Origin of the sequence: Paenibacillus sp. HWE-109, from assembly GCF_022163125.1 — a bacterium.
GTDB lineage: Bacteria > Bacillota > Bacilli > Paenibacillales > NBRC-103111 > Paenibacillus_E.
In genome coordinates this window covers 1,632,429-1,653,101 of sequence record NZ_CP091881.1, presented here as the reverse complement: position 1 = coordinate 1,653,101, position 20,673 = coordinate 1,632,429, and the positions used below count along the sequence as shown (strand labels likewise).

General features: G+C 47.4%; 17 protein-coding genes. 3 read left to right on the top strand and 14 right to left on the bottom strand.

All coding sequences use genetic code 11. The features are described 5' to 3' along the window. Window positions 1-489: 489 nt before the first annotated feature. The 4 genes from LOZ80_RS06645 to LOZ80_RS06630 form a co-directional block, all read right to left on the bottom strand. Window positions 490-1,377, bottom strand: a complete 888-nt coding sequence (locus tag LOZ80_RS06645; RefSeq protein ID WP_238170684.1) for a carbohydrate ABC transporter permease — start codon at window positions 1,375-1,377, stop codon at window positions 490-492. A 30-nt stretch (window positions 1,378-1,407) separates the two neighbouring features. Beyond that, a complete protein-coding gene (locus tag LOZ80_RS06640) occupies window positions 1,408-2,367 on the bottom strand; it encodes an ABC transporter permease (RefSeq protein WP_238170683.1) in 960 nt (319 codons plus the stop codon). 88 nt (window positions 2,368-2,455) lie between these two features. Further along, complete coding sequence (locus LOZ80_RS06635; RefSeq protein WP_238170682.1) at window positions 2,456-4,057, bottom strand: type 2 periplasmic-binding domain-containing protein; 1,602 nt, start codon at window positions 4,055-4,057, stop codon at window positions 2,456-2,458. 156 nt (window positions 4,058-4,213) lie between these two features. Then, a complete protein-coding gene (locus LOZ80_RS06630) occupies window positions 4,214-5,113 on the bottom strand; it encodes a helix-turn-helix domain-containing protein (RefSeq protein ID WP_238170681.1) in 900 nt (299 codons plus the stop codon). 140 nt (window positions 5,114-5,253) lie between these two features. Here LOZ80_RS06630 and LOZ80_RS06625 point away from each other — a divergent pair, with 140 nt between their 5' ends. The 3 genes from LOZ80_RS06625 (at window position 5,254) to gdhA (ending at window position 8,918) form a co-directional block, all read left to right on the top strand. Continuing rightward, window positions 5,254-6,264, top strand: a complete 1,011-nt coding sequence (locus tag LOZ80_RS06625; RefSeq protein ID WP_238170680.1) for a Gfo/Idh/MocA family protein — start codon at window positions 5,254-5,256, stop codon at window positions 6,262-6,264. Beyond that, window positions 6,261-7,247 (top strand): Gfo/Idh/MocA family protein, encoded by a 987-nt coding sequence (locus tag LOZ80_RS06620; protein WP_238170679.1) that lies wholly within the window; start codon window positions 6,261-6,263, stop codon window positions 7,245-7,247. Before LOZ80_RS06625 ends, LOZ80_RS06620 begins: the two co-directional genes overlap by 4 nt. Window positions 7,248-7,535: 288 nt before the next feature. Next, window positions 7,536-8,918: an NADP-specific glutamate dehydrogenase gene (gene gdhA / locus LOZ80_RS06615; RefSeq protein ID WP_189012334.1), complete on the top strand. Its 1,383-nt coding sequence runs from the start codon at window positions 7,536-7,538 to the stop codon at window positions 8,916-8,918. Window positions 8,919-8,986: 68 nt separating this feature from the next. Here the strand turns inward: gdhA and LOZ80_RS06610 are convergent, their stop codons facing one another. The 10 genes from LOZ80_RS06610 to LOZ80_RS06565 all read right to left on the bottom strand — a co-directional run bounded on the left by LOZ80_RS06610 (window position 8,987) and on the right by LOZ80_RS06565 (window position 20,445). Next, entirely contained in the window at window positions 8,987-9,301 is a 315-nt protein-coding gene (locus tag LOZ80_RS06610; protein ID WP_283214743.1) for a DMT family transporter, read from the bottom strand. Beyond that, complete coding sequence (locus LOZ80_RS06605) at window positions 9,301-9,642, bottom strand: DMT family transporter (protein ID WP_189012337.1); 342 nt, start codon at window positions 9,640-9,642, stop codon at window positions 9,301-9,303. The genes LOZ80_RS06610 and LOZ80_RS06605 overlap by 1 nt, the downstream gene beginning before the upstream one ends. A 21-nt stretch (window positions 9,643-9,663) precedes the next feature. Beyond that, a complete protein-coding gene (locus LOZ80_RS06600) occupies window positions 9,664-10,428 on the bottom strand; it encodes a TetR/AcrR family transcriptional regulator (protein WP_238170678.1) in 765 nt (254 codons plus the stop codon). 65 nt (window positions 10,429-10,493) lie between these two features. After that, entirely contained in the window at window positions 10,494-11,939 is a 1,446-nt protein-coding gene (gene tnpC, locus LOZ80_RS06595; RefSeq protein ID WP_238170677.1) for an IS66 family transposase, read from the bottom strand. A 1,944-nt stretch (window positions 11,940-13,883) separates the two neighbouring features. Continuing rightward, entirely contained in the window at window positions 13,884-15,593 is a 1,710-nt protein-coding gene (locus tag LOZ80_RS06590; protein ID WP_238170676.1) for an adenine deaminase, read from the bottom strand. A gap of 21 nt (window positions 15,594-15,614) precedes the next feature. Continuing rightward, window positions 15,615-16,676 carry an ABC transporter ATP-binding protein gene (locus LOZ80_RS06585; RefSeq protein ID WP_238170674.1) on the bottom strand — a complete coding sequence of 354 codons (1,062 nt, stop codon included), beginning with the start codon at window positions 16,674-16,676 and terminating at the stop codon, window positions 15,615-15,617. Between the two features lie 15 nt (window positions 16,677-16,691). Further along, a complete protein-coding gene (locus tag LOZ80_RS06580) occupies window positions 16,692-17,480 on the bottom strand; it encodes an ABC transporter permease (protein WP_189012345.1) in 789 nt (262 codons plus the stop codon). A 4-nt stretch (window positions 17,481-17,484) separates the two neighbouring features. Further along, entirely contained in the window at window positions 17,485-18,306 is an 822-nt protein-coding gene (locus tag LOZ80_RS06575) for an ABC transporter permease (protein WP_238170672.1), read from the bottom strand. A 27-nt stretch (window positions 18,307-18,333) separates the two neighbouring features. Beyond that, complete coding sequence (locus tag LOZ80_RS06570; RefSeq protein ID WP_238170671.1) at window positions 18,334-19,266, bottom strand: nucleoside hydrolase; 933 nt, start codon at window positions 19,264-19,266, stop codon at window positions 18,334-18,336. A gap of 69 nt (window positions 19,267-19,335) precedes the next feature. Then, a complete protein-coding gene (locus LOZ80_RS06565) occupies window positions 19,336-20,445 on the bottom strand; it encodes an ABC transporter substrate-binding protein (RefSeq protein ID WP_238170670.1) in 1,110 nt (369 codons plus the stop codon). Window positions 20,446-20,673: the final 228 nt, after the last annotated feature.

Below are 20,673 nucleotides of genomic sequence, written 5' to 3'. Positions count from 1 at the left end.
TCATTTAGATAGGTCTATTATCTAATTTCCCAATTCGCTGTGTCCACTGTTAAGTCTAAATGCAGTTTTACGCGATTAGAAGTCCTTGGGGACCTTTATCAGAAACCCAGCCTACCACACGTTCCATATGGATTGCCGAAAGGCATCGCCCGCAATACCTGCCACGAAGAAAAAACCTAGCCTGCGGCTAGGTCTTCAAGTCAATGTACCTTCGCAAGTCTCCTTACGAACTCAATACCCTTTATTCGGCCAAAATCGCTCATTCTGAAAATCTAATGAATGCCAGATGCGCTATTTCAAGTAACCGATCACTTTTCCGCCTACAAACTGCTCAATAGCGCTAATACAGCTCATTAGATCACCAAAGCAGCCATTTTCTCGTCTATAAGCATCATACAGTTCATTAGATGTCCTTGGAGGCAGCAAACCGACATAACAAGAAGTCTACGTGGACATCAATTACATCAATTACTAAGGAGGAAGCTTCGCTCACCCCTTGATCGAACCCAACAAAGCACCTTTAACAAAGTACTTTTGCAGGAACGGATAGATGACCAGAAGCGGCAGTGTAGCGACAACGACTACCGCCATTTTGATCGTTTCAGGTGGCAGCGCATCTAGAACCATCGAGTTAATCGATAGCTCCGTGCTGATATTTGGAGCTTGTATCATGCTTCTTAGCACGACTTGCATCGGCATCAGCGTTTTATCAGATAAATAGAAAATGCCTTTGAAATATTCATTCCAATGTGTGACACCGTAGAAAAGACCAATAGTAGCCATAATCGGAGCAGATAGCGGAAGAACAATTCGTATTAACGTTGAAACTTCTCCGCATCCGTCGACCCGAGCAGCTTCCTCTACTTCGGCAGGCAGATTTTCGAAGTACGTTTTTACAATCAATAAGTTAAAGGTGGAAACCATGCCTGGAATGACGAGTGCCCAAACTGAATCATATAATCCGAGGCTGCGCACCAAAATGTAAAGCGGGATAATCCCGCCACTGAAAATCATCGTGAACACAATCAACATGAGAATAATATTGCGTCCTGGCACCGATTTCTTGGATAACGGATACGCCAACAGCGTAGTCACTATCAAATTCAAAGACGTGCCTACCACGGTAATGAATACCGTGATTTTCAATGCTTGCGGAATTCGTGCAGACTGGAATATTTCCTTATAGGCTTGCAGCGTGAAATGTTCAGGCCAAATCACAAAGCCGCCATTTTTCATGACTTCTACATAGGGCGTTAAGGAGACGATAACGACATAATACAGCGGAAATAGCGTGACAAGAGCACAGATAAAGAGTACCGAGTAAATACCTGCGTCAATCACTTTATCCTCTTTTGTTTTATGACTCACGAATGACATACGAATGAGCCTCCTTTTCCAACATCACGCTTACCATATGCCAGAACCTCCGATTTTCTTAGCCAGCTTATTGGCGCCTATTACCAAAATTAGTCCGACCAAGGATTTAAATATACCCATTGCTGCCGCTACCCCAAACTCCAAGCGTTCGAATCCATAGCGATACACCCAGGTATCTACGATATCCCCAACATCATATACGCGAGCATTCAAGAAAATGAAGATTTGATCGAAGCCTGCATCCAGAATGCCGCCAATGCGAATGATCAGCAAAAGCACGAATACATCACGGATGCCCGGCAGCGTAATATGCCAGAGCTGACGCCAACGTCCTGCACCATCAACGACGGCAGCCTCGTAAAGTTCCTGATTGATGGATGCCAGAGCAGCCAAATAAATAATCGCTCCGAATCCGGTATTTTTCCATATTTCCGTCAAAACCAGCAAAGGTCTGAAGAAATCCTTATTCGTCAATAAATCTATTTGCCCCCAACCCATGTCGCGCACAAAAGTACTAATCAAGCCTGAGCCCGGCGCAAGGAAGGAAAAAACTAACCCATAAACAATGACCCAGGAGAGAAAATAAGGTCCGTAAGTAATGGTTTGCACTAATTTTTTGAACCAGCGCACCCTGACTTCATTCAACATAATCGCAAGAATAACATCAGGCACCATATTGCCAACAATTTTGTAAATACTGATCAACAGCGTGTTTCTCATAATTTTCAAAAATTCAGGGTTGTCAAAAATAACTCGGAAGTTATCAAAGCCTACCCACGGACTTCCCCAGATTCCCTTCATTAAGTTGTAGTTCTGAAAGGCAATCAAAGTTCCTACCATAGGGGCATAATGGAACACCGCATAGTAGAGCAAACCAGGTATCATCATGAAATAAAACCATCTGCTGCGATAGATGCTGCTTAGTTTGCCTTGTTTTATTGGACGTGCAACAATCCGTTTATCTTTATTTGCAGCTATGGTTTCCGCCATCGCCATCTCCTCCTAGCTGTCTTTACGAGATGGAAGACAGAAGGAAACCCATGAACAACTCCGGGTTCCCCTCGATGCCTTCACTATCTTATTTGAAATCGTTAAGTTTCTTGTCTTTCAGAACCCCATTCAATTGCTTCGTATATTCAGTGAAAATTTCTCTGCCTTTGAACTTGGTCATCAGCTCTTCACGATATTGCGGCCAGTTTTTGCCGCTCTTGTCTTCAAGAACCGCTTTAATATGATATTTGCTCATTTCTTTACGGAAATCTCCGATGTTGATGCCATTAGGCGGTACCAAGCTTACTGGCGGCAATGCGTTATGTTTCGGGAAGCTTTCGATCGTCTTCAAAATCGTACGATCATGCTCGGAAATACGCGGATCAATTAGTTCAAGTCCAAGAACATTCGGCTCTTCCGGCGTAAAAGCGGCATATACGTTCAACCAGTTGCCCGCTTTGGCGATGTCCGCATCGAAATTAGCCACATTCAATGTAATCTTATTGCCAGCTCTCGTATAATGTTTGCCTTCTTGCCCATAGTGAGTCAAGATGAAGCCTTCTTCCCCTGTAAGCCAGTTCAGAATTTCCAGGGAACGCTTCACTTTATCAGGGTTTTTGTCAGCGGAAGTTTTGCTTATCAGGATGGTGTTTTCAGGGATGTTATATTTCCAAATAACCGGTTTATCCAATGGGAAAATAGGCTGCCAATTCGCTTTAGGATCAAGCGCTTTGGCGCGATTCTGCACGCTGGTCGCAACGCTGTCGAGCGCAATGCTCTTATCGCCTGAGAAGAACATGCCCGCTTTGCCTTGAGCAGCTTTATCATAGTGTGCTGGCGCTTTGTTGAGGAACCAGTCCGGATCTACGATCCCTGCGTTGTTCCATTCCACGACTTGATCAATAACGCCCTGTACTTTAAGGTCGGTCCGGTTATCTACGTAATTGTTGTCGACAATCATGAAGTCAGCAACGAAACCATTATTCAACCATTGCGGGAAGTCGAAAGGCATCGTTACACCGCTGCCAGCAGTCGTGAAACCGTACGTATCCTGCTTGCCATTGCCATCCGGATCACCCTTGGTGAACTGCGTCATAACATTGGTTAACTCAGCGAAATTTTTCGGAGCTTTCAATCCGAGCTTATCCAGCCAGTCCTGACGAATATACCAAGATACATAGGTATTGCGTTGGAATGGATCAATGGCACGCGTGAAATCACCTTGCTTAAGCTGGAAGGCGTCTACTTCTTCCTTGGACACCCATTTGAAGTAGTTAGGCACGATTTCCTTGGTGAAATAAGGAGTGAGATTAGCGGATATGCCATCTGATATATATTTTTGCGACTCTGCGCCGCCCGCGATGAACAGATCCGGCACATTCCCTCCAGCTAAGGTCGCGTTCAACTTGTCGTGGTACTCTTTGCCTAACATCATATAATCAATCTTCAAATCTACATTAAATTTCTCTTCAATTGCTTTCTTGACGAAGTCCTTGTCTGCGGCAGGCAGGGTGACATTTCCTAGATTCTGGCTAGCAACAGACCAGTTTAATGTCAATTTGGCTGGTTTAGCGCTTCCCGTCGGTGCACTTGATCCATTTGCCGCTTTCGGTGACTCCGTTGCTTGGTTGTCCGAACATCCTGTAAGCGCAAACATTGTAGCGAGTCCTATTACAACTAATTTTTTCATTTCAATGAACCCCTCCTATTTATGCTTTCGGTAAACATCCTCTTCCCTGATCTAGTAATAAGGAAAACGTTTACTTATTACAAGTATAGGTTCATTACTGGGTTGAAACTAGCAGACGATTTCAAGAAATAGTGGTAATAATACAGAACTTGCTTCCTATTCACTTGGTTTAATTTGGCTTTCCACACACATTTTATGAAGATATTGTTTAGGCGTACACCCATTGAAGCGTTTGAACAGTTCATAGAAATGCGCCATGTTCTCAATGCCTACTGACTGAGCAATCTCGCCTACACTGCGGGTTTCAGTGACGAGCATCCGCTCCGCTTTCGAGATCCGTTTGCGATTAACGTAATCTATAAAGGATGATCCCATCTTCTTTTTAAAATATTTGGAGAAATAAGAATAGCTCATGCCAGCAAGCTGGCTCGCCGCTCCCAGGTCTATTTTCTCTGTCAGATGGTCATCGACATAAGCGGCAAGTGATCGAATGATATCAACATCGGCATCCACATTGACATGCGTCGTCAGCACCTCACGATTGTCGTGGCGAAGCAGCAGCAAGAGCAGATGCTTCATATGCATGCTGACTGCAATTTCAAAACCTTTATTTTGATCCATTACTTCATTATGCGTTTCTGTGATAATCCGTCCAATGTCTTTCCTCGCCTGTTCGTTCTCCCGGAAAATGTAATTCAGCTCTTCCAATGGCTGAAATATTTCCAGGAAATGCCGATAGTACATCATCATAGCCGGGTCGAAATAAGGCTGCAGGTCTATATGCAGCACAATATAGACGAGATCCTGATCGCCGATTTTCCGTCCTCTATGTAATTGGGAAGAGCCTATCACCATAACATCCCCAGCATTTAACAAGTAGGTATGGTTAGTGGTTTGAATTTCATGTCTCCCCTTCTCAACCAAAATGAACTCAACTTCTTTATGATAATGCCAGGCATTCCCGTGCTTCTGCTCTTGACCAGATTGGCAAAATCGCCAGACTTTCATGCATAATGAAGCATTTTGATAAGGTATCGGTTCTTTAAAAATTTCCACTGCTTACAAGCACCACACTTTCGATGATCACAAATATGGATATAAAAAGAATAAATGTCCGCATATACGGTATCCAGCAATATGTATATCATATAACTTAGTTAAACATTTTTATACTAGGAAGCAAGGAGTGAGTTAGCATGAAAGTAGCCATTGTCGGTTGCGGGGGAATGGGAAATGTACACGCCCTCAGTTATATGAACATGCCGGATGTGACGCTGGTTGGCGTCTGCGATGTGGATTTCGAGTTAGCACAAGAACTATCGATGAAAACAGGTGCAGCGGCTTATCATTCCTTTGAAGAAATGCTGAACGAAACTGACTTGGATGTTGTCAGCGTGACTTTGCCTAGCTACCTACATAAAGAGTATACATTGAAAGCGGCGCAAGCCGGCAAACATGTGATTTGCGAAAAGCCGCTTGCGCTTAATTTGGAGGACGCAGCAGCCATGATCCAATGTTGCGAACAGAATGGCGTTCGTCTCTTTGTCGGGCATGTCGTTCGCTTTTTCCCTGAATACATCCAAATGAAGCAAGCCATCGATGAGGGCAAGCTGGGTCGAGTCGGCGTGGTTCACGCCAAACGCATAGGCTCTCACCCCGGGGATGTCAAACCATGGTTCAAAGATGCCGATAAAAGCGGCGGCGTCATTGCCGATCTCATGATCCACGATATTGATTTTCTACGTTGGGCGATCGGTGACGTGAAGTCCGTTTACGGCTTGAACCACCGGGTAAATGAGATGGACTACGCATTGGTCACTCTGATTTTTGAGAACGGCGCCGTTGCTAATCTGGAAGCTTTCTGGGGATATCACGGCCCGTTTCAAACCGCTGTAGAAATTGCCGGCAGCAAAGGGCTTATCCGAAGCGATAGCCAGAAAAGCAGCTCCTTGCAGATCTGCAAAGCACCTTCCAGTTCGGAAGAAAGACGTTTCGCAGAAGTTCCGCAAAGTCCGGGATTCTCCAATCCTTATGAACTGGAATTAGCCCATTTCATTCAGTGTATCCGCGAGGGAAGCGAGCCTATCGTTTCGGCTAACGATGCTTATAAAGCATTAGAGATTACTATGGCTGCGCTCGAATCGGTACAGACAGGAAAATCTGTGTACCTTCAGCCAAGTACGCAGCTCGGGGAGGAGACAGCATGAAGAAGTTAAAAGTAGGTTTAATCAGCTTTGCCCACGGCCATGCATACTCCTATCTGGAATCGCTCAGAGCCATGTCGAATGTCGACATCACGGGCATCTCCGACGAGATCCAGAGCCGCGTTGAAAAAGTAACAACCGATTACGGAATTCCGTATTATGCCAATTATGAGGATTTGCTCGCTACTGATCTTGATGCCGTTGTTATCTGTTCGGAGAACGTTCATCACGCCAAGCTCACAATAGCGGCAGCGCAAGCAGGCAAGCACGTGCTTTGTGAAAAGCCGCTTGGCCTCTCCCTTACCGAAATGGAAGCTATGATTTCCGCATGCCAAGAGAATGGCGTTCAGCTTATGACTGCTTTTCCTTGCCGATATTTGGCTTCCGTGATGAAAGCGAAGGAAGCCATCGATCAAGGTGAGATCGGGGAAATCGTAGCGATCAAGGGAACCAATCGCGGTTCGCTTCCTTCCGGCTGGTTCCTCCAATCCGAGTTATCGGGCGGCGGTGCTTTGTTGGATCATACCGTTCATGTAATGGACTTGATGAATTGGTTTACTCAGTCGGACGTGAAAGAAGTATACGCTTATTCTGCCACATTATTTAATGAAGACATTAATATCGACGATGCTGGCATGATCCATGTCAAGTTCGCCAATGGGGCCATCGGTGTCTTGGACACAAGTTGGTCACGGAACTCGTCATTTCCTACTTGGGGAGATGTAACGATGACGATCATCGGTACGAAAGGCACGATTGCGGTTGATGGTTTTGCTCAAAAGAACGAATTATATAGTGAGACTAACGGAAAAGGCGTATGGACATTCTGGGGAGACTCTATGGACGAATACTTAGTGAAGGGATTCGTTACTGCGCTGCTGAACGGCGAGCAGGTACCGATCACTGGGGAAGATGGCTTGCGTTCGACTGTTGTCGCTTTAGCTGGATACGAATCCGTAAAACTGGGGCAACCGGTTTTGCTGTAGGGCAGATTATTAGGCTGAATAGACGCATTGAACAAATAGAGGCTGCTCTAGGTTTACAACCTGGAGACAGCCTCTATTTCTAGTTAGTATCGTCGCTTCTATCTAATATCCGGCGATATTGCCCCGAAAAAACGCGCAGCATTAAGCTTTCACGGGTTTCGCAGAGTTTTTCCCAAGCCGAGTAAGCTTACATGACATGTAAATTTTGGTTGCTCTATTGCCTTGGATAAGGTAAAACTATTATATTAGACATTTTACTATTACTGAATTTGAAGGTGGATGAGATTCGTGATTGTTCAAGTACACAATGAAGTAGAGAATGAAGTCGTTGCCAGCCAGTATGTACACAGCGTATACGAAACCGTAGTCAAACGCAACCCATATGAGAAAGAATTCCATCAGGCCGTTAAGGAGATTTTAGAGTCACTGATTCCAGTTCTCTCTAAACATCCGAAGTACATGAAGGCCGGAATCCTTGAACGTATCGTTGAACCCGAGCGTCTAATTACGTTCCGCGTGCCATGGGTAGATGACCAAGGAGTTACACACGTGAACCGCGGTTTTCGTGTTCAATTTAATAGTGCGATTGGCCCCTATAAAGGCGGACTGCGTTTTCACCCTTCCGTTAATGCTAGCATTATTAAGTTTCTCGGGTTTGAACAAACGTTCAAAAACTCCCTTACAGGCCAGCCTATCGGCGGTGGTAAAGGCGGCTCGGATTTCGATCCTAAAGGCAAATCCGATAATGAAATCATGCGCTTTACGCAAAGTTTCATGACAGAGCTTTATAAATATTTGGGTCAAGATACCGATGTACCGGCAGGAGACATTGGTGTAGGTGCCCGTGAAATTGGTTTCATGTTCGGTCAGTACAAGCGAATTAGAGGCGCATACGAGGCTGGAGTACTGACAGGCAAAGGCATTATCTATGGCGGCAGCTTAGCACGTACGGAAGCTACTGGGTATGGTTGTGTTTACTTTGTGAATGAAATGCTGCAATCTCTGGGTCTTAGCTTTGAAGGCAGCACCGTAGTTGTGTCAGGATCTGGGAACGTGGCGATCTATGCCATGCAAAAGGCGATACAACTGGGCGCCAAAGTCGTTGCTTGCAGTGACTCCAACGGTTATATTCATGACAAAAACGGAATCTGCCTTGACACGGTTCGTCGCCTGAAGGAAGTAGACAGAAAGCGCATCAGCGAATATGTAGATGAGCATCCAGACGCAACCTATCATGAAGGCTGCAACGGAATATGGACTATTCCATGTGACATTGCACTTCCTAGTGCAACACAGAATGAAATTGATGAGGATGCAGCGAAGGTCCTCGTAAGCAACGGCGTCAAAGCCGTTGGTGAAGGCGCGAACATGCCATCTACGTTGGAAGCCATTGATGTCTTCTTGCAGGCAGGCGTGTTGTTTGGACCGGCCAAGGCTGCGAATGCAGGCGGTGTAGCCGTGTCCGCGCTGGAAATGTCCCAGAACAGCATGAGATACTCCTGGCAATTCCATGAAGTGGATGATAAACTCCACGCTATCATGAAAAACATTTACAAAAACGCCGTCCAAGCGGCAGAGGAATACGGATATCCCGGCAACCTCGTTGTAGGCGCTAATATTGCAGGCTTTACCAAAGTAGCCGATGCCATGATTGCTCAAGGTGTCGTTTAGGTAATAATACAAACAGAGGCTGCTCGCCAGGTTATTAACCTGTTGAGCAGCCTCTTCTTATTGTCTAATTAGGAAATTAATTTCAAACCAACCGCTGCGCTTAATACCATCGCTATGAATACAATCCGTTTCCAATCTTTGGACTCGCCATAGAACAGCATCCCGACCACTGCCCCGCCAACTGTACCAATGCCTGTCCAAACGGCGTATGACGTCCCCATCGGCAGGCTTTTCATAGCCTGGCTCAGAAGACCGAAGCTCATGACAATACCAACGATGAACAGACTGAAGGAGCGAATATTCTTCGCTTTATTAATCTGGTTCATGCCCACAACGCCGACGACCTCAAACATGCCGGCAAACATAAGAAAAATCCACCCCATCAGACTGCAGCTCCTTTCTTATCTTGCTCAGATGTCACAAACTTTAGTCCGAATACACCGGATAAAAGCAGCAGGATAAGGAATACTTTAATCATCCTGAACGGCTCGCCGAAAACTAGCATTTCCACTACTACCGTGCCCGCTGTCCCCATTCCCGTGAAGACGGCATAGACGGTCCCCACTGGCAGTTTAGTTGAAGCGCTAATAACAAGATGAAAGGAAATGTACATCGCAATAATTGTGCCGATCCACGCCCATGCGGTATCCGAGTGTTTCAAGCCGGTGACCCAAATAACTTCAAAAAAAGCACCTACAAAAATATAAATCCAGTTACGGTTCATGTGTAAAATCCTCCTGTTGCTTCACTTTTTGATGCCACGCCAGTATACGAGCCAAGAAGCCTCAATTCTGATAAGCGATAATTCAGCTCCTCCGAACAGCAATTCGACGAACATCCCGTCCATCACAGCAAGGAATGCCGCTGTCGCCCTATCTCTGCTGACATCAGGGGTGATTAACCCATCTGCTAGCGCTTGGTCGAATACAGGAATTAGCATCGTTTCTAATTTTTCTAAATGGTAGTAACCTTGTTTGACAATCACCTCGTAGAGATGAGAAGGCGGGAAAAAGACCGTACGCAAGAAAAACTTGGCGTTATCATCTTGTTCGTAGCAATCATTGTATTGAATTAGGAAGCCATGCAAAAGCTGATCAATCGAAAAATGCTTATGGCGTTCCAGATAATCAGCAACAAAATTCAATTCCTTCGCTTGGACTTTCTCAAATAAATCAAGGAAAAGTTCATCTTTCCCTTTGAAATGCGTGTAAATGGATTGCTTCTTGATGCCTACCTCAGCAGCAATATCCGCAAGCGATGCACCTTCATAACCGTTTTTAGCAAAATGTTTGAGGGCTACCTCTCTGATGCGAGTTGCAGTCATTTGATCACTACCCTTCCGAACGTTCGTCAGGATGATTGTATCACGTTTAGCGGCTAAGGGCAAGAGCACGGGCACGGCACGGGCACGGGCACGGGCACGGGCACGGCCACGGGCACGGCCACGGGCACGGCCACGGGCACGGCACGGGCACGGGCAAGCTAAAGCCACCGGACTTTCATCAAACATCCACTCTGCAGAGCAGCTTGCTATGCTTGGGAGTAAACGTAAGGATTAAGAGTCTCCAAAGGTTACTACTTACCTTCTTCCAAACGCGGAAAACGAAACTCCCCACGAAAAGTAACAATAAGCGTCGAGAGTACAGGTGAATTTTGTTTACGAAGGGTTGAAATGAAGCCGCGCGCGCGGGCGAACTGATGAGCCCCGTCCCAGGTACGGAATAAGCCGGAGACTTTGGCTTTGACCTTGGCCATCCGCAAGTCTCGTTCGGCGACATTGTTGTCAAAAGGAACACGGACATCTTGAATAAACCGGAGAATCGGTTCCTTGTGACGACGGAAACGTTCACCCAGATTGGCCGATTTACTTTTGCTTTGCCTGCCTTGCGGTCCGGTTTTGGCTTTGGTACGCCCTTGATTCCATTCCAGCTCGCCCTGCTGCAGGATGTCATCGTACCAATTCTCTAGCCATTTAACCGTACTCGGAGCTAAGCAGCACAAGACTTTACGGGCGGCTAGCGTGAGACGCCAGGCTACTTGTAGCAAGCGTTTCATCTGCACGGCCCACTGGTGATGATCATAATCGGCGATTCCTTGGCATTCCCGCAGTAAGTGCGCATTGCATAAGGCATGCTGGAACGTGTATTTTTCTTTAAAATACGGCCCGTTGCAGTCATGCACTAGAATGCCCGAGTAAGCCGGCAGCAGACCGATGGCATCAAAAGCGAGGGTGCCCCGGTTTTCGTGAACCGCCTGGAACGTCCAGTCCACATTAGAGAGGGTGTGCAGCCATCGCTGTTTGCCATCGACGTGAATGCCGGTTTCATCAGCGTGCAAAACATCGGCATTCAGCAGGTTTTGGCGAATTTGTTCCTCATAGGGACCTAGCTGCTTGTGCGATTTCTTCAAATGGGCGATGACCGTAGCCTCGCTCAGCGAATGCCCGGTCAGGTCCGCAAACATCTCGCTCACCCTTTTCAGTGGAATCATATGGTACGCACTCACATACACGATCCAGCCCGTAACACCAGCTCCATATTGGACAGAGGCGCTGACATGCGACGGAAAAGCAGCCTGATGAACCCCGCTACACTGCGGGCAGCAGCTCGTATGAGCGCGAAACTCGGTTGTCTGGATGCGTGGTTCAGGCAGATCGATCTGCTGACGCCGGTCGTAGCCTATACAGTTCTCCTGGTCCATTGGAGCATGACACGCAGGGCAGGTAGTTAGGCAAAAGTCGAGGATGGCATCCGGATCATCCACCATACTAAGTGTGTGTCCTTCATGACCTAGGGGTGCTCCCTTTTTGCCACCAGCGATGCGGGAGTTTGCGGGCTTACGAAACCCGTCACTTGAAGGCGGCTTGCTACTATTCTTGCTGTTAAGCCCTAGCTGGCGCTCCAACTCGGCTACTCTGTTTTCCAGTTCAGTGATCCGTTCTAGCAGTTTCGTAATGACCTTCTCGATTTGATCTGGACTACTGTGGCTAATTTGTTTGATTTCTTCGAGGCTCATTTTCATCCTGATCCCTCTTCTCCATTAAATTCGTTAAGTATTCTTAACCAATTTTTAGGGGTTTGAATAAGGGGACCTAAGTAGTAACCTCCAAAGACTCCTATCCCCCAGAATTGGCCGGTTCAGGCGCGCATAAGAGCTTCTAGAGGCTCTTATATCTTCGTTTGGTGACGTTTTGAGGGTGTTTGTTGGAGATAAGAGTCTCCAAAGACTTCTATCCCCCAGAATGTGCCGCTTCAGGCGCGTATAAGAGCTTCTAGAGGCTCTTATTTAAGAGTGCAGCTCGCCTAGGCACAAGCTGGATATGCTTTATTCCCGCACGCCCCCCTCCCTGGCACCATTGGCAGCTAACTCAGACTCCAGGGATCGGCTTGTTCGTTAAGATAAACCTAGCCTGCGCTTGGTCATCAAATCTATGGACCTCGAGGCAAGCCCAAGCCCCCCTAACGAACTCAATAACCGTTAATCGGCCAAAATCGCTCACTCTGAAAATCTAATGAACTCCAGATGTGCTATCGCAAGCAAATGATCACCATTCGACCAATAAAGTGCCGGATAGCGCCAACTCCGTTCATTAAATCTCCAAAGCAGCCATTTTCCGGTCTACAAGCATCATAGAGTTCATTAGATGTACTTAAGACCGAAAACCGCCGCAGCAAAGAAGGCAACGGTGGACGCCAATGAAAACAGCCTAGCCTGCGGCTAGCTCATCACGTCAATGGACCTTGAGGCAAGCCCAAGCCCTCTAACGAACTCAATAACCGTTAATCGGCCAAAATCGCTCACTCTGAAAATCTAATGAACTCCAGATGTGTTATCGCGAGCAAGTGATCACCATTCGACCAATAAAGCGCCGGATAGCGCCAACTCCGTTCATTAAATCTCCAAAGCAGCCATTTTCCGGTCTATAAGCATCATAGAGTTCATTAGATGCACTTAAGACCGAAAACCGCCGTAGCAAAGAAAGCTGCGGTGGACGCCAATGAGAACAGCTTAGCCTACGCTTGGTCATCAAATCTATGCACCTTGAGGCAAGCTCAAGCCCCCTAACGAACTCAATAACCGTTAATCGGCCAAAATCGCTCACTCTGAAAATCTAATGAACTCCAGATGTGCTATCGCAAGCAAATAATCACCATTCGACCAATAAAGTGCCGGATAGCGCCAACTCCGTTCATTAAATGTCCAAAGCAGCCATTTTCCGGTCTATAAGCATCATAGAGTTCATTAGATGCACTTAAGACCGAAAGCCGCCGCAGCAAAGAAGGCTGCGGTGGACGCCAATGAAAACAGCTTAGCCTGCGGCTAACTCATCACGTCAATAGACCTCGAGGCAAGCCCAAGCCCCCCCTAACGAACTCAATAACCGTTAATCGGCCAAAATCGCTCACTCTGAAAATCTAATGAACTCAAGATGTGCTATCGCAAGCAAATGATCACCATTCGACCAATAAAGTGCACGATAGCGCCAACTCCGTTCATTAAATCTCCAAATCAGCCATTTTTTCGGTCTATAAGCATCATAGAGTTCATTAGATGCACTTAAGACCGAAAACCGCCGCAGCAAAGAAGGCAACCGGTGGACGCCAATGAGAACAGCCTAGCCTGCGGCTAATTCTTCACGTCAATGGACCTCGAGGCAAGTCCAAGCCCCCCTAACGAACTCAAAAACCGTTAATCAGCCAAAATCGCTCACTCTGAAAATCTAATGAACTCAAGATGTGCTATCGCAAGCAAATGATCACCATTCGACCAATAAAGTACCGGATAGCGCCAACTCCGTTCATTAAATCTCCAAAGCAGCCATTTTCCGCTCTATAAGCATCATAGAGTTCATTAGATGCACTTAAGACCGAAAACCGCCGCAGCAAAGAAAGCTGCGGTCGGTACCAATAAAAAAAGCCCCTCGCGTCCTTGGACGGAGAGGCCTTGACTGCCTTGGCTGCTGCTCTATTTAACAATAAGAGGAACTACTTTGCCTTGATTCACATCAATTAAACCAAAGTCCGTAATTTTCAAAGCCGGACTTACCGGCAACGAATGCGTGCTGATGGACATAATCGGATTATAATGCTGATAACCCAGCGATTCCATTGCTTGGCGCAGATGCTCGACTTCTTTGGCTACTTGCTCCAGCGGCTCTTCCGTTAAAATGCCGCCCACGGGCAGCCTGAGGTTCGCGATCACTTTGCCATCTTCCACCACGCTGAATCCGCCTTGGTTGTTAATCACTTCGTTGGCAGCGAGCATCATATCAGAGGGATTAAGCCCGACAACGAGCAAGTTATGATTGTCGTGGGAGTACGTCGTCGCGATGGCTCCCCGCTTGATCGTATCGCCGCCGATCAGCCCATAGGCGCGGTTGCCATTCTTCCCGTAGCGTTCGAACGTTGCAATGAGTGCGCTGGCGCTAGCTTGCCACAGCAGCTTCCCTTGCTGGACTTCAACCTGAGCGTGCCGCTCTTCCGTGAACGTAGAACCATCCTTCACCATCATCTTGCGGCACGTATAAACAGCATCAGCTTCTTCTATGCTGACGACAAAATCCGCTTCCGTTAAAGGCGCCATCTGCACGCTCTGATAATAATGTTCAGGGAAAGCCGGCGGCTTGATGAGTGGCGTATAAGCCTCTTCCACATCGTAAACTTTACGCCCCGCCTTAAAGACCTGCTCAATCGTTAGCTGTTCTAGATTGGAAAGCAGCAGGAAATCCCCTATTTTGCCTGGCGCGATCACCCCGCGGTCGTACATCCGCATCCGCTTGGCTGGAGAAAGTGTGCTGGCATATATAGCCTGCTCAGGCTTCATCCCCATGCCGATTGCTTTGCGCACGATATGATTCAAATGCCCGCGGCGCTGGAAGGAGTCCGCCATCACGTCATCGGTAACGAAGCAGTAATGCTCGGAGACATCATGCTCGATTAAATAAGCCATAACTTCATCCGTCATGGATTTCTCTTGAATTTCAATGAACATGCCCGCAGCGATCCGGGCTTCCATGCCCTCAATCGACTGATGCGTATGATCCGAGTCAACTCCGCTGTAAATCATCCGGTGCAGATCCAAATCCAACAACTTAGGCACATGCCCTTCGATGATAAGATGCGGGTAGTTGGCGCGGACATGGTTGATGATTTGATTCGTTTTGCAATCGGGATCTGTGATAACATCAACGAAATTCATGATTTCACCCAGGCAGATGATCCGTTCTGTGCGAAGCAGTTCGTCCAAATCGGCGATATGAATCTCACCGCCTGTCGTTTCCATGGATGTCGCTGGAACCGAGCTCGGGAGCGCATAGAACATGTCCGCGACAGTATCCTGACTGGCCTTCATAAACTGCTTGACCCCATCCAGTCCGAAGACGTTGGCAATCTCGTGAGGTTCAGGAACAATGGTTGTGACCCCATTACGGATGAGCCCGTAGGAGAACGTCTCGGGCGTCACCATCGTGCTTTCAATATGCAAATGAATATCGATAAGACCTGGAATCATGTAACGGCCTTTTCCATCCAAGCGTTCCGCGGCTTCGAAACTATCCGTCCCTCTTTGGCCAATGTACAAAAATTTACCGTCCAGGATGGCTGCGTTGCCAGGAATAAAAGTTTTGAAATAACTGTTATAAATTTGAACATTTTCAATCAGTACATCAATGCGCATCTGTCTTCACCTCCAAGTCCACTACTCAACAATGACTAATTTCTCACCTGGAAAATGAAGCCGAACCTCTTGGCCGTTCGCATAAGGGAACTCCATTTCTTTATTCACGGTGAAGGAACCGAGTTCCGTTTCAATAACATACTGATAGCTTCGCCCGAGGAACGTGCTGACCTTGACGCGGCCGCTCACGCGATTGGCCCCTGCCTCCAGCTCATCCAGCGTCCCCATCACGACATCATCCGGACGGATGGCTCCTTGCTTGCCTAGCTGTTCGCCTTTGCTCGCATGCTTGGTTACAGTGAACATATAGTCGTTCACCTTGAGGGCAATCTCGTCACTGACATCAAACCGAGTATCGAAGGTGATAAAATTCGTAAACCCGATAAACCGCGCCACGAACTCTGTCTTTGGATATTTAAATATCGTTGCCGGAGCGCCCAACTGCTCGATAATCCCTTTATTCATGATCGCCACGTTATCGGAGATGGAGAAGCACTCTTCCTGATCATGCGACACATATACCGTCGTAATGCCCAGCTCCTGCTGGATGCGGCGGATCTCCACCCGCATGTTGACGCGCAGATTCGCGTCCAAATTGCTCAGCGGCTCGTCGAAGAGCAGCAGTTCCGGCTCGATGACGAGCGCACGCGCAATCGCGACGCGCTGTCTTTGACCACCCGACAGCTCCTTGGGGTAACGCTTCTCGAAGCCGGACAAGCTGACGACATCGAGAATATGACGCACGCGGCGATCCAGCTCCGCCCCACTCACTTTGCGCAAGCGCAGGCCGAATGCCACATTATCATAAATCGATAAATGCGGGAATAGCGCATAGCCCTGGAAAACGAAGCCGAAATTGCGTTTATTCACAGGAACACGCGTGTAATCTTTTCCATTCAATGAGAAAGTGCCTGATTTCGCCTCGATGAATCCTGCGATAAGCCGCAAGGTCGTCGTTTTTCCGCATCCGCTGGGACCCAGCAGCGAGATCAGGCTGCCTTTTTCAACATTCAAGTTGAAATCCTGCAGAATATAGTGCTGGTCGTAGGCAACCGAAATTTTTTCCAGTGATAGCAATGCCATGGATACAAGCCTCCGTTATCGTTTGGTGAAATAAGATAAACCCATCAACCGTTCAATGATGAACATAAGTACAGCTGTGAACAGCATCAGCAGCACAGAAATAGCAGCAATCGTCGGATCAAAATGATTCTCCACATAAGTCAGCATCTGAATAGGCAGCGTACTGACCCCAGGCCCCGTCATAAAGACCGAAATGTCCACATTATTAAAAGATTCCAAGAAGGCAATCAAAATTGCCGCAATAATCCCGGATTTGATATTCGGCAGAACGACTTTGAAGAAGGTCTTCAAGTGCCCGCTGCCCAGGCTTAACGCGGCTTCTTCTATCGCAAAATCGAAATTCGATAAGCTTGAAGCAATAACCCGAATAATAAAAGGCAGCATGATGACAGTATGTCCGACCAACAACGCCGCATAGACAGGCAGATGGTACATCACGATCAAATACTTGAGCATTGTGAATCCAAGAACGATACCAGGGATTAGCACAGGAGATATGAAAATCGCATTGAGCGCTTCTTTCCCTTTGAACGTAAACCGGCTTAACGCGTAAGCAGCGGGAATCCCCAGCAGCAGGGCAAATAAATTGCCAAGCAGCGAGACGATGATGGACGTATTGAACGTTGACATGAACATTTTGACGTCCAGAATGTTGCGGTACCATTTTAAAGAGAAGCCTGTCGGCGGGAATTTCAAGATACTCCCTGGCTCGAATGATGCAAATGCAATGATGATGAGCGGCCCGAGCAAAAATAGATAGACAAGAAACGTAAATACGGCCAGCCCTCGGTTCTTCTGCTGCATATTTCTACCCCTTCGGATTTAATTTAACAGCCAGTTTATTCATCAGCGCGATAATCACAAATGTAATCACAATCATAATGACTGCAATAACGGAGGCGAGATACCAATCATTCAGCGTAATCGCGTTCTGATATAGGAATGTGGAGATAACCCGCTGCTTGCCTCCGAGCAAAGCAGGTGTCGTATAGGCCGTCAAACTGCCCACGAAGACTAGAATACTTCCTATGATTAATCCAGGTACGCTAAGCGGCACGATAACTTTGAAGAAAGCCGTGAAGCGACCCGCTCCCAAGCTTTCTGCCGCCTTCAGCAGGTCCGGATCTATATTCTCAAGAACACCGACCAAGGTAATAATAATGAGCGGCAGGAATAAATGGACCAGACCGATCATCATCGCCGCGGGCGTGTATAAGATATCGAGCGGCTCCTTGATCAAGCCGATGGCGATCAGCGCGTTATTCAGCAGCCCCTTTTTGCCCAAAATAATCATCCAACTGAACGACCTTACAACAGAGCTGGTGAGCAGCGGAAAAATCGCTAAGGCAAGCAGAATCGCCTTCTGCCTTGGGCTTTGTTTGGAGATGAAATAGGCAACTGGGAAGCCCACCACGATGCACAGCACGGTTGTGACCACACTTACACGCAGGGTCGTCCCTAAAATTTTCAGAAAGTAGGGGTCCTTGAAGAAGCTCCAGTAACCGGCAAATGTGAAGCTGCCTTTATTGAAAAAGGTTGAACCTATCGTCAGAAGGATCGGAACCACCATGAAAACCGTCAGGAACAGTAATCCCGGCAGCAATAGGAAATATAAATACGTTTTTTTCATGTAGCTTTACTCCTGTTCCTGGGTTCGCTAGGCGCGCAGTGCGCGGATAAATTGGTCGAGAAAGGCGTCGGCAGACACTTCCATACACACATGGACATTAGCCGGCTTGGCCAAACGATTCTGGAAATCACAAACGGTTTGCCCGTCGCATAGCTCACTTCGGGTCTCCACATCTACGTAATAATGGCAGGTAGTAACCAGCTCTTTATTCAGCGCCACCCCGACCGCGAGCGGGTCGTGAAGGGCGCAAGCCCGCACACCGTTGCGCTCGTGATAGCGCTGCATGTAATCGGCTGTGCTTTCCCTGACGTAGCGGCCAATCGGCGTATCTCCGAGCGAGCGGATATGTTCTTCCGTCAGCAGCGCCTTGCGGGTTACATCCAAGCCTACGAGCGTTAAAGACGGGAAGCCCGCATGCAGCACGATCTTTGCTGCTTCCGGATCGACGTACATGTTATACTCCGCCGTCGGCGTCACATTGCCGAAGCCTTGGACAACGCCGCCCATCACAACTACTTCGCGAACCTGATGAATCAAGTCCGGGTATTTCATAACAGCTAGGGCCAGATTCGTCAGCGGAGCGGTCATAATAAGCGTGACCTCGCCTGCATGCTGTTTCACTTGCTCGATGATAAAATCGACCGCATGTCCCTCAGCCACTTGCATATGAACCTGCATATCGCTTAAAGCTCCGCCAAGTCCGTCCTTGCCGTGAACGCGATGCTCAAAATAAGTCGTGCGCAGTAGAGGCTTATTCGCCCCTTTCATAACCGGAATCTGCTGTTCCATGCCCAGCAGCTGCAGAACTTTGCAGGTATTCAGGGTAGCTTGGTCAAGTGACACATTGCCGTTCACCGTTGTGATGCCAAGCACTTCCATTTCCCCGCTGCCAACGGCCAGCAATATGCCCAGCGCATCGTCTACGCCTGTATCCACATCAAGGATGACCTTCTTTGTCATGATAAACCCCCTCCCATTTCATACAGACAAGGGTATATCAACAAACATATACCCTTGCTCCATCTTCAACTATTGAGTAACTTCTTTATTCCAGCGGTCAATCCACCCTTTAAGGTTTTGGTTCACAAATTTCATATCTAATTTACGAAGCTTGCTTACTACGTCCGCTCCATAAGTAATGCCTTGAGCCTCATCAGCCGAGAGTTGAAGTGTCGAATTCACCGGGGAATCCACTTTGGCTTTCGCTGATTTTTCTTGTACTTCTTTGCTCAGATGCCAGTTGATGAAATCTTCGGCCAACTGCTTATTTTTACTTCCTTTGATCACGTTGACCGTATTCATAACCGCGTAGGCCCCTTCAGTCGGGGAAACAAACTTGGTTTCCGGCACTGCCGTTTTCAAATCCTTTACATACATCTCCATAATTGGCCCAGCAGCAATCTCTCCTTGCGCGAACATGTTCACGAACTCGGATGTTTGACCGTAATATTTGACCACGCCTTTATTCAGTTCTTTCACTTTGGCGAAAGCTTGATCCGCATTGAACGTTGTGTTCCCGGCCACGACCGAAGCCGCGTCTAGAATCATTGGACCTGTAGTTGAAGTGATGTTCGGCAGCGTCAGCTTCTTGGCAAGCTCAGGACTCCATAGATCGCTCCATGACTTGATTTCTTTTGTTGTCGCTTTCGGATTGTAGGCGATCCCTAATCGGCCGATCGTGTAGGCAGGGCCATAATCTTCGCCAAGCGGAGCTTTGGCTACATCGTAGACGTCTTTCAAGTTCGGAATACGCGTGCGATCAATCTTGTCAAAAAGACCAGCTTCAATACCTTGCTGCGCATAGTAATCGGATAAATAGATGAGATCCACTTTGGAACTGCTGCCTTGTTTCACTTTGTTCAGACGCTCCGAGTTGTTGCCGATCTCCAGAACGATTTTGACGTTGTGTTCTTTCTCAAACGGCGCATAAACTTCCTTCTTGAAGAAATCATCCGAGAAACCCCACGTAGAAATAACTAATTCGGTAGGCGCTCCTTTGGCTGTTGCCGCGGGTGCAGTTGAAGCTGGGCTTGCGCTTGCAGTCCCCTGATCTTTGGACGGTGCTGAGCCGCATCCGGTTAGAGCCAGTCCCACCACGGACAGCGAAATAAGGCTTTGAAGCATTCTTTTTTTCATCATTAATAACCTCCCAAGTTTGTATATCTATGTTTTGAAGCGTGAACCCCTTGTCATTTTTTACTAGTATGCTACCCCAGGCCTTACATCTATGCGCATAAGCGCTAATAAACAGAAAAGTGCCCTTGATAGAAGTTAACCTTCTAATCAAGAGCACTTTTCATTGTAAACAATGTAAAGAGACATCATCTGATATACATATGGTTTCCACTTAAGATAGATCAAAAGTGA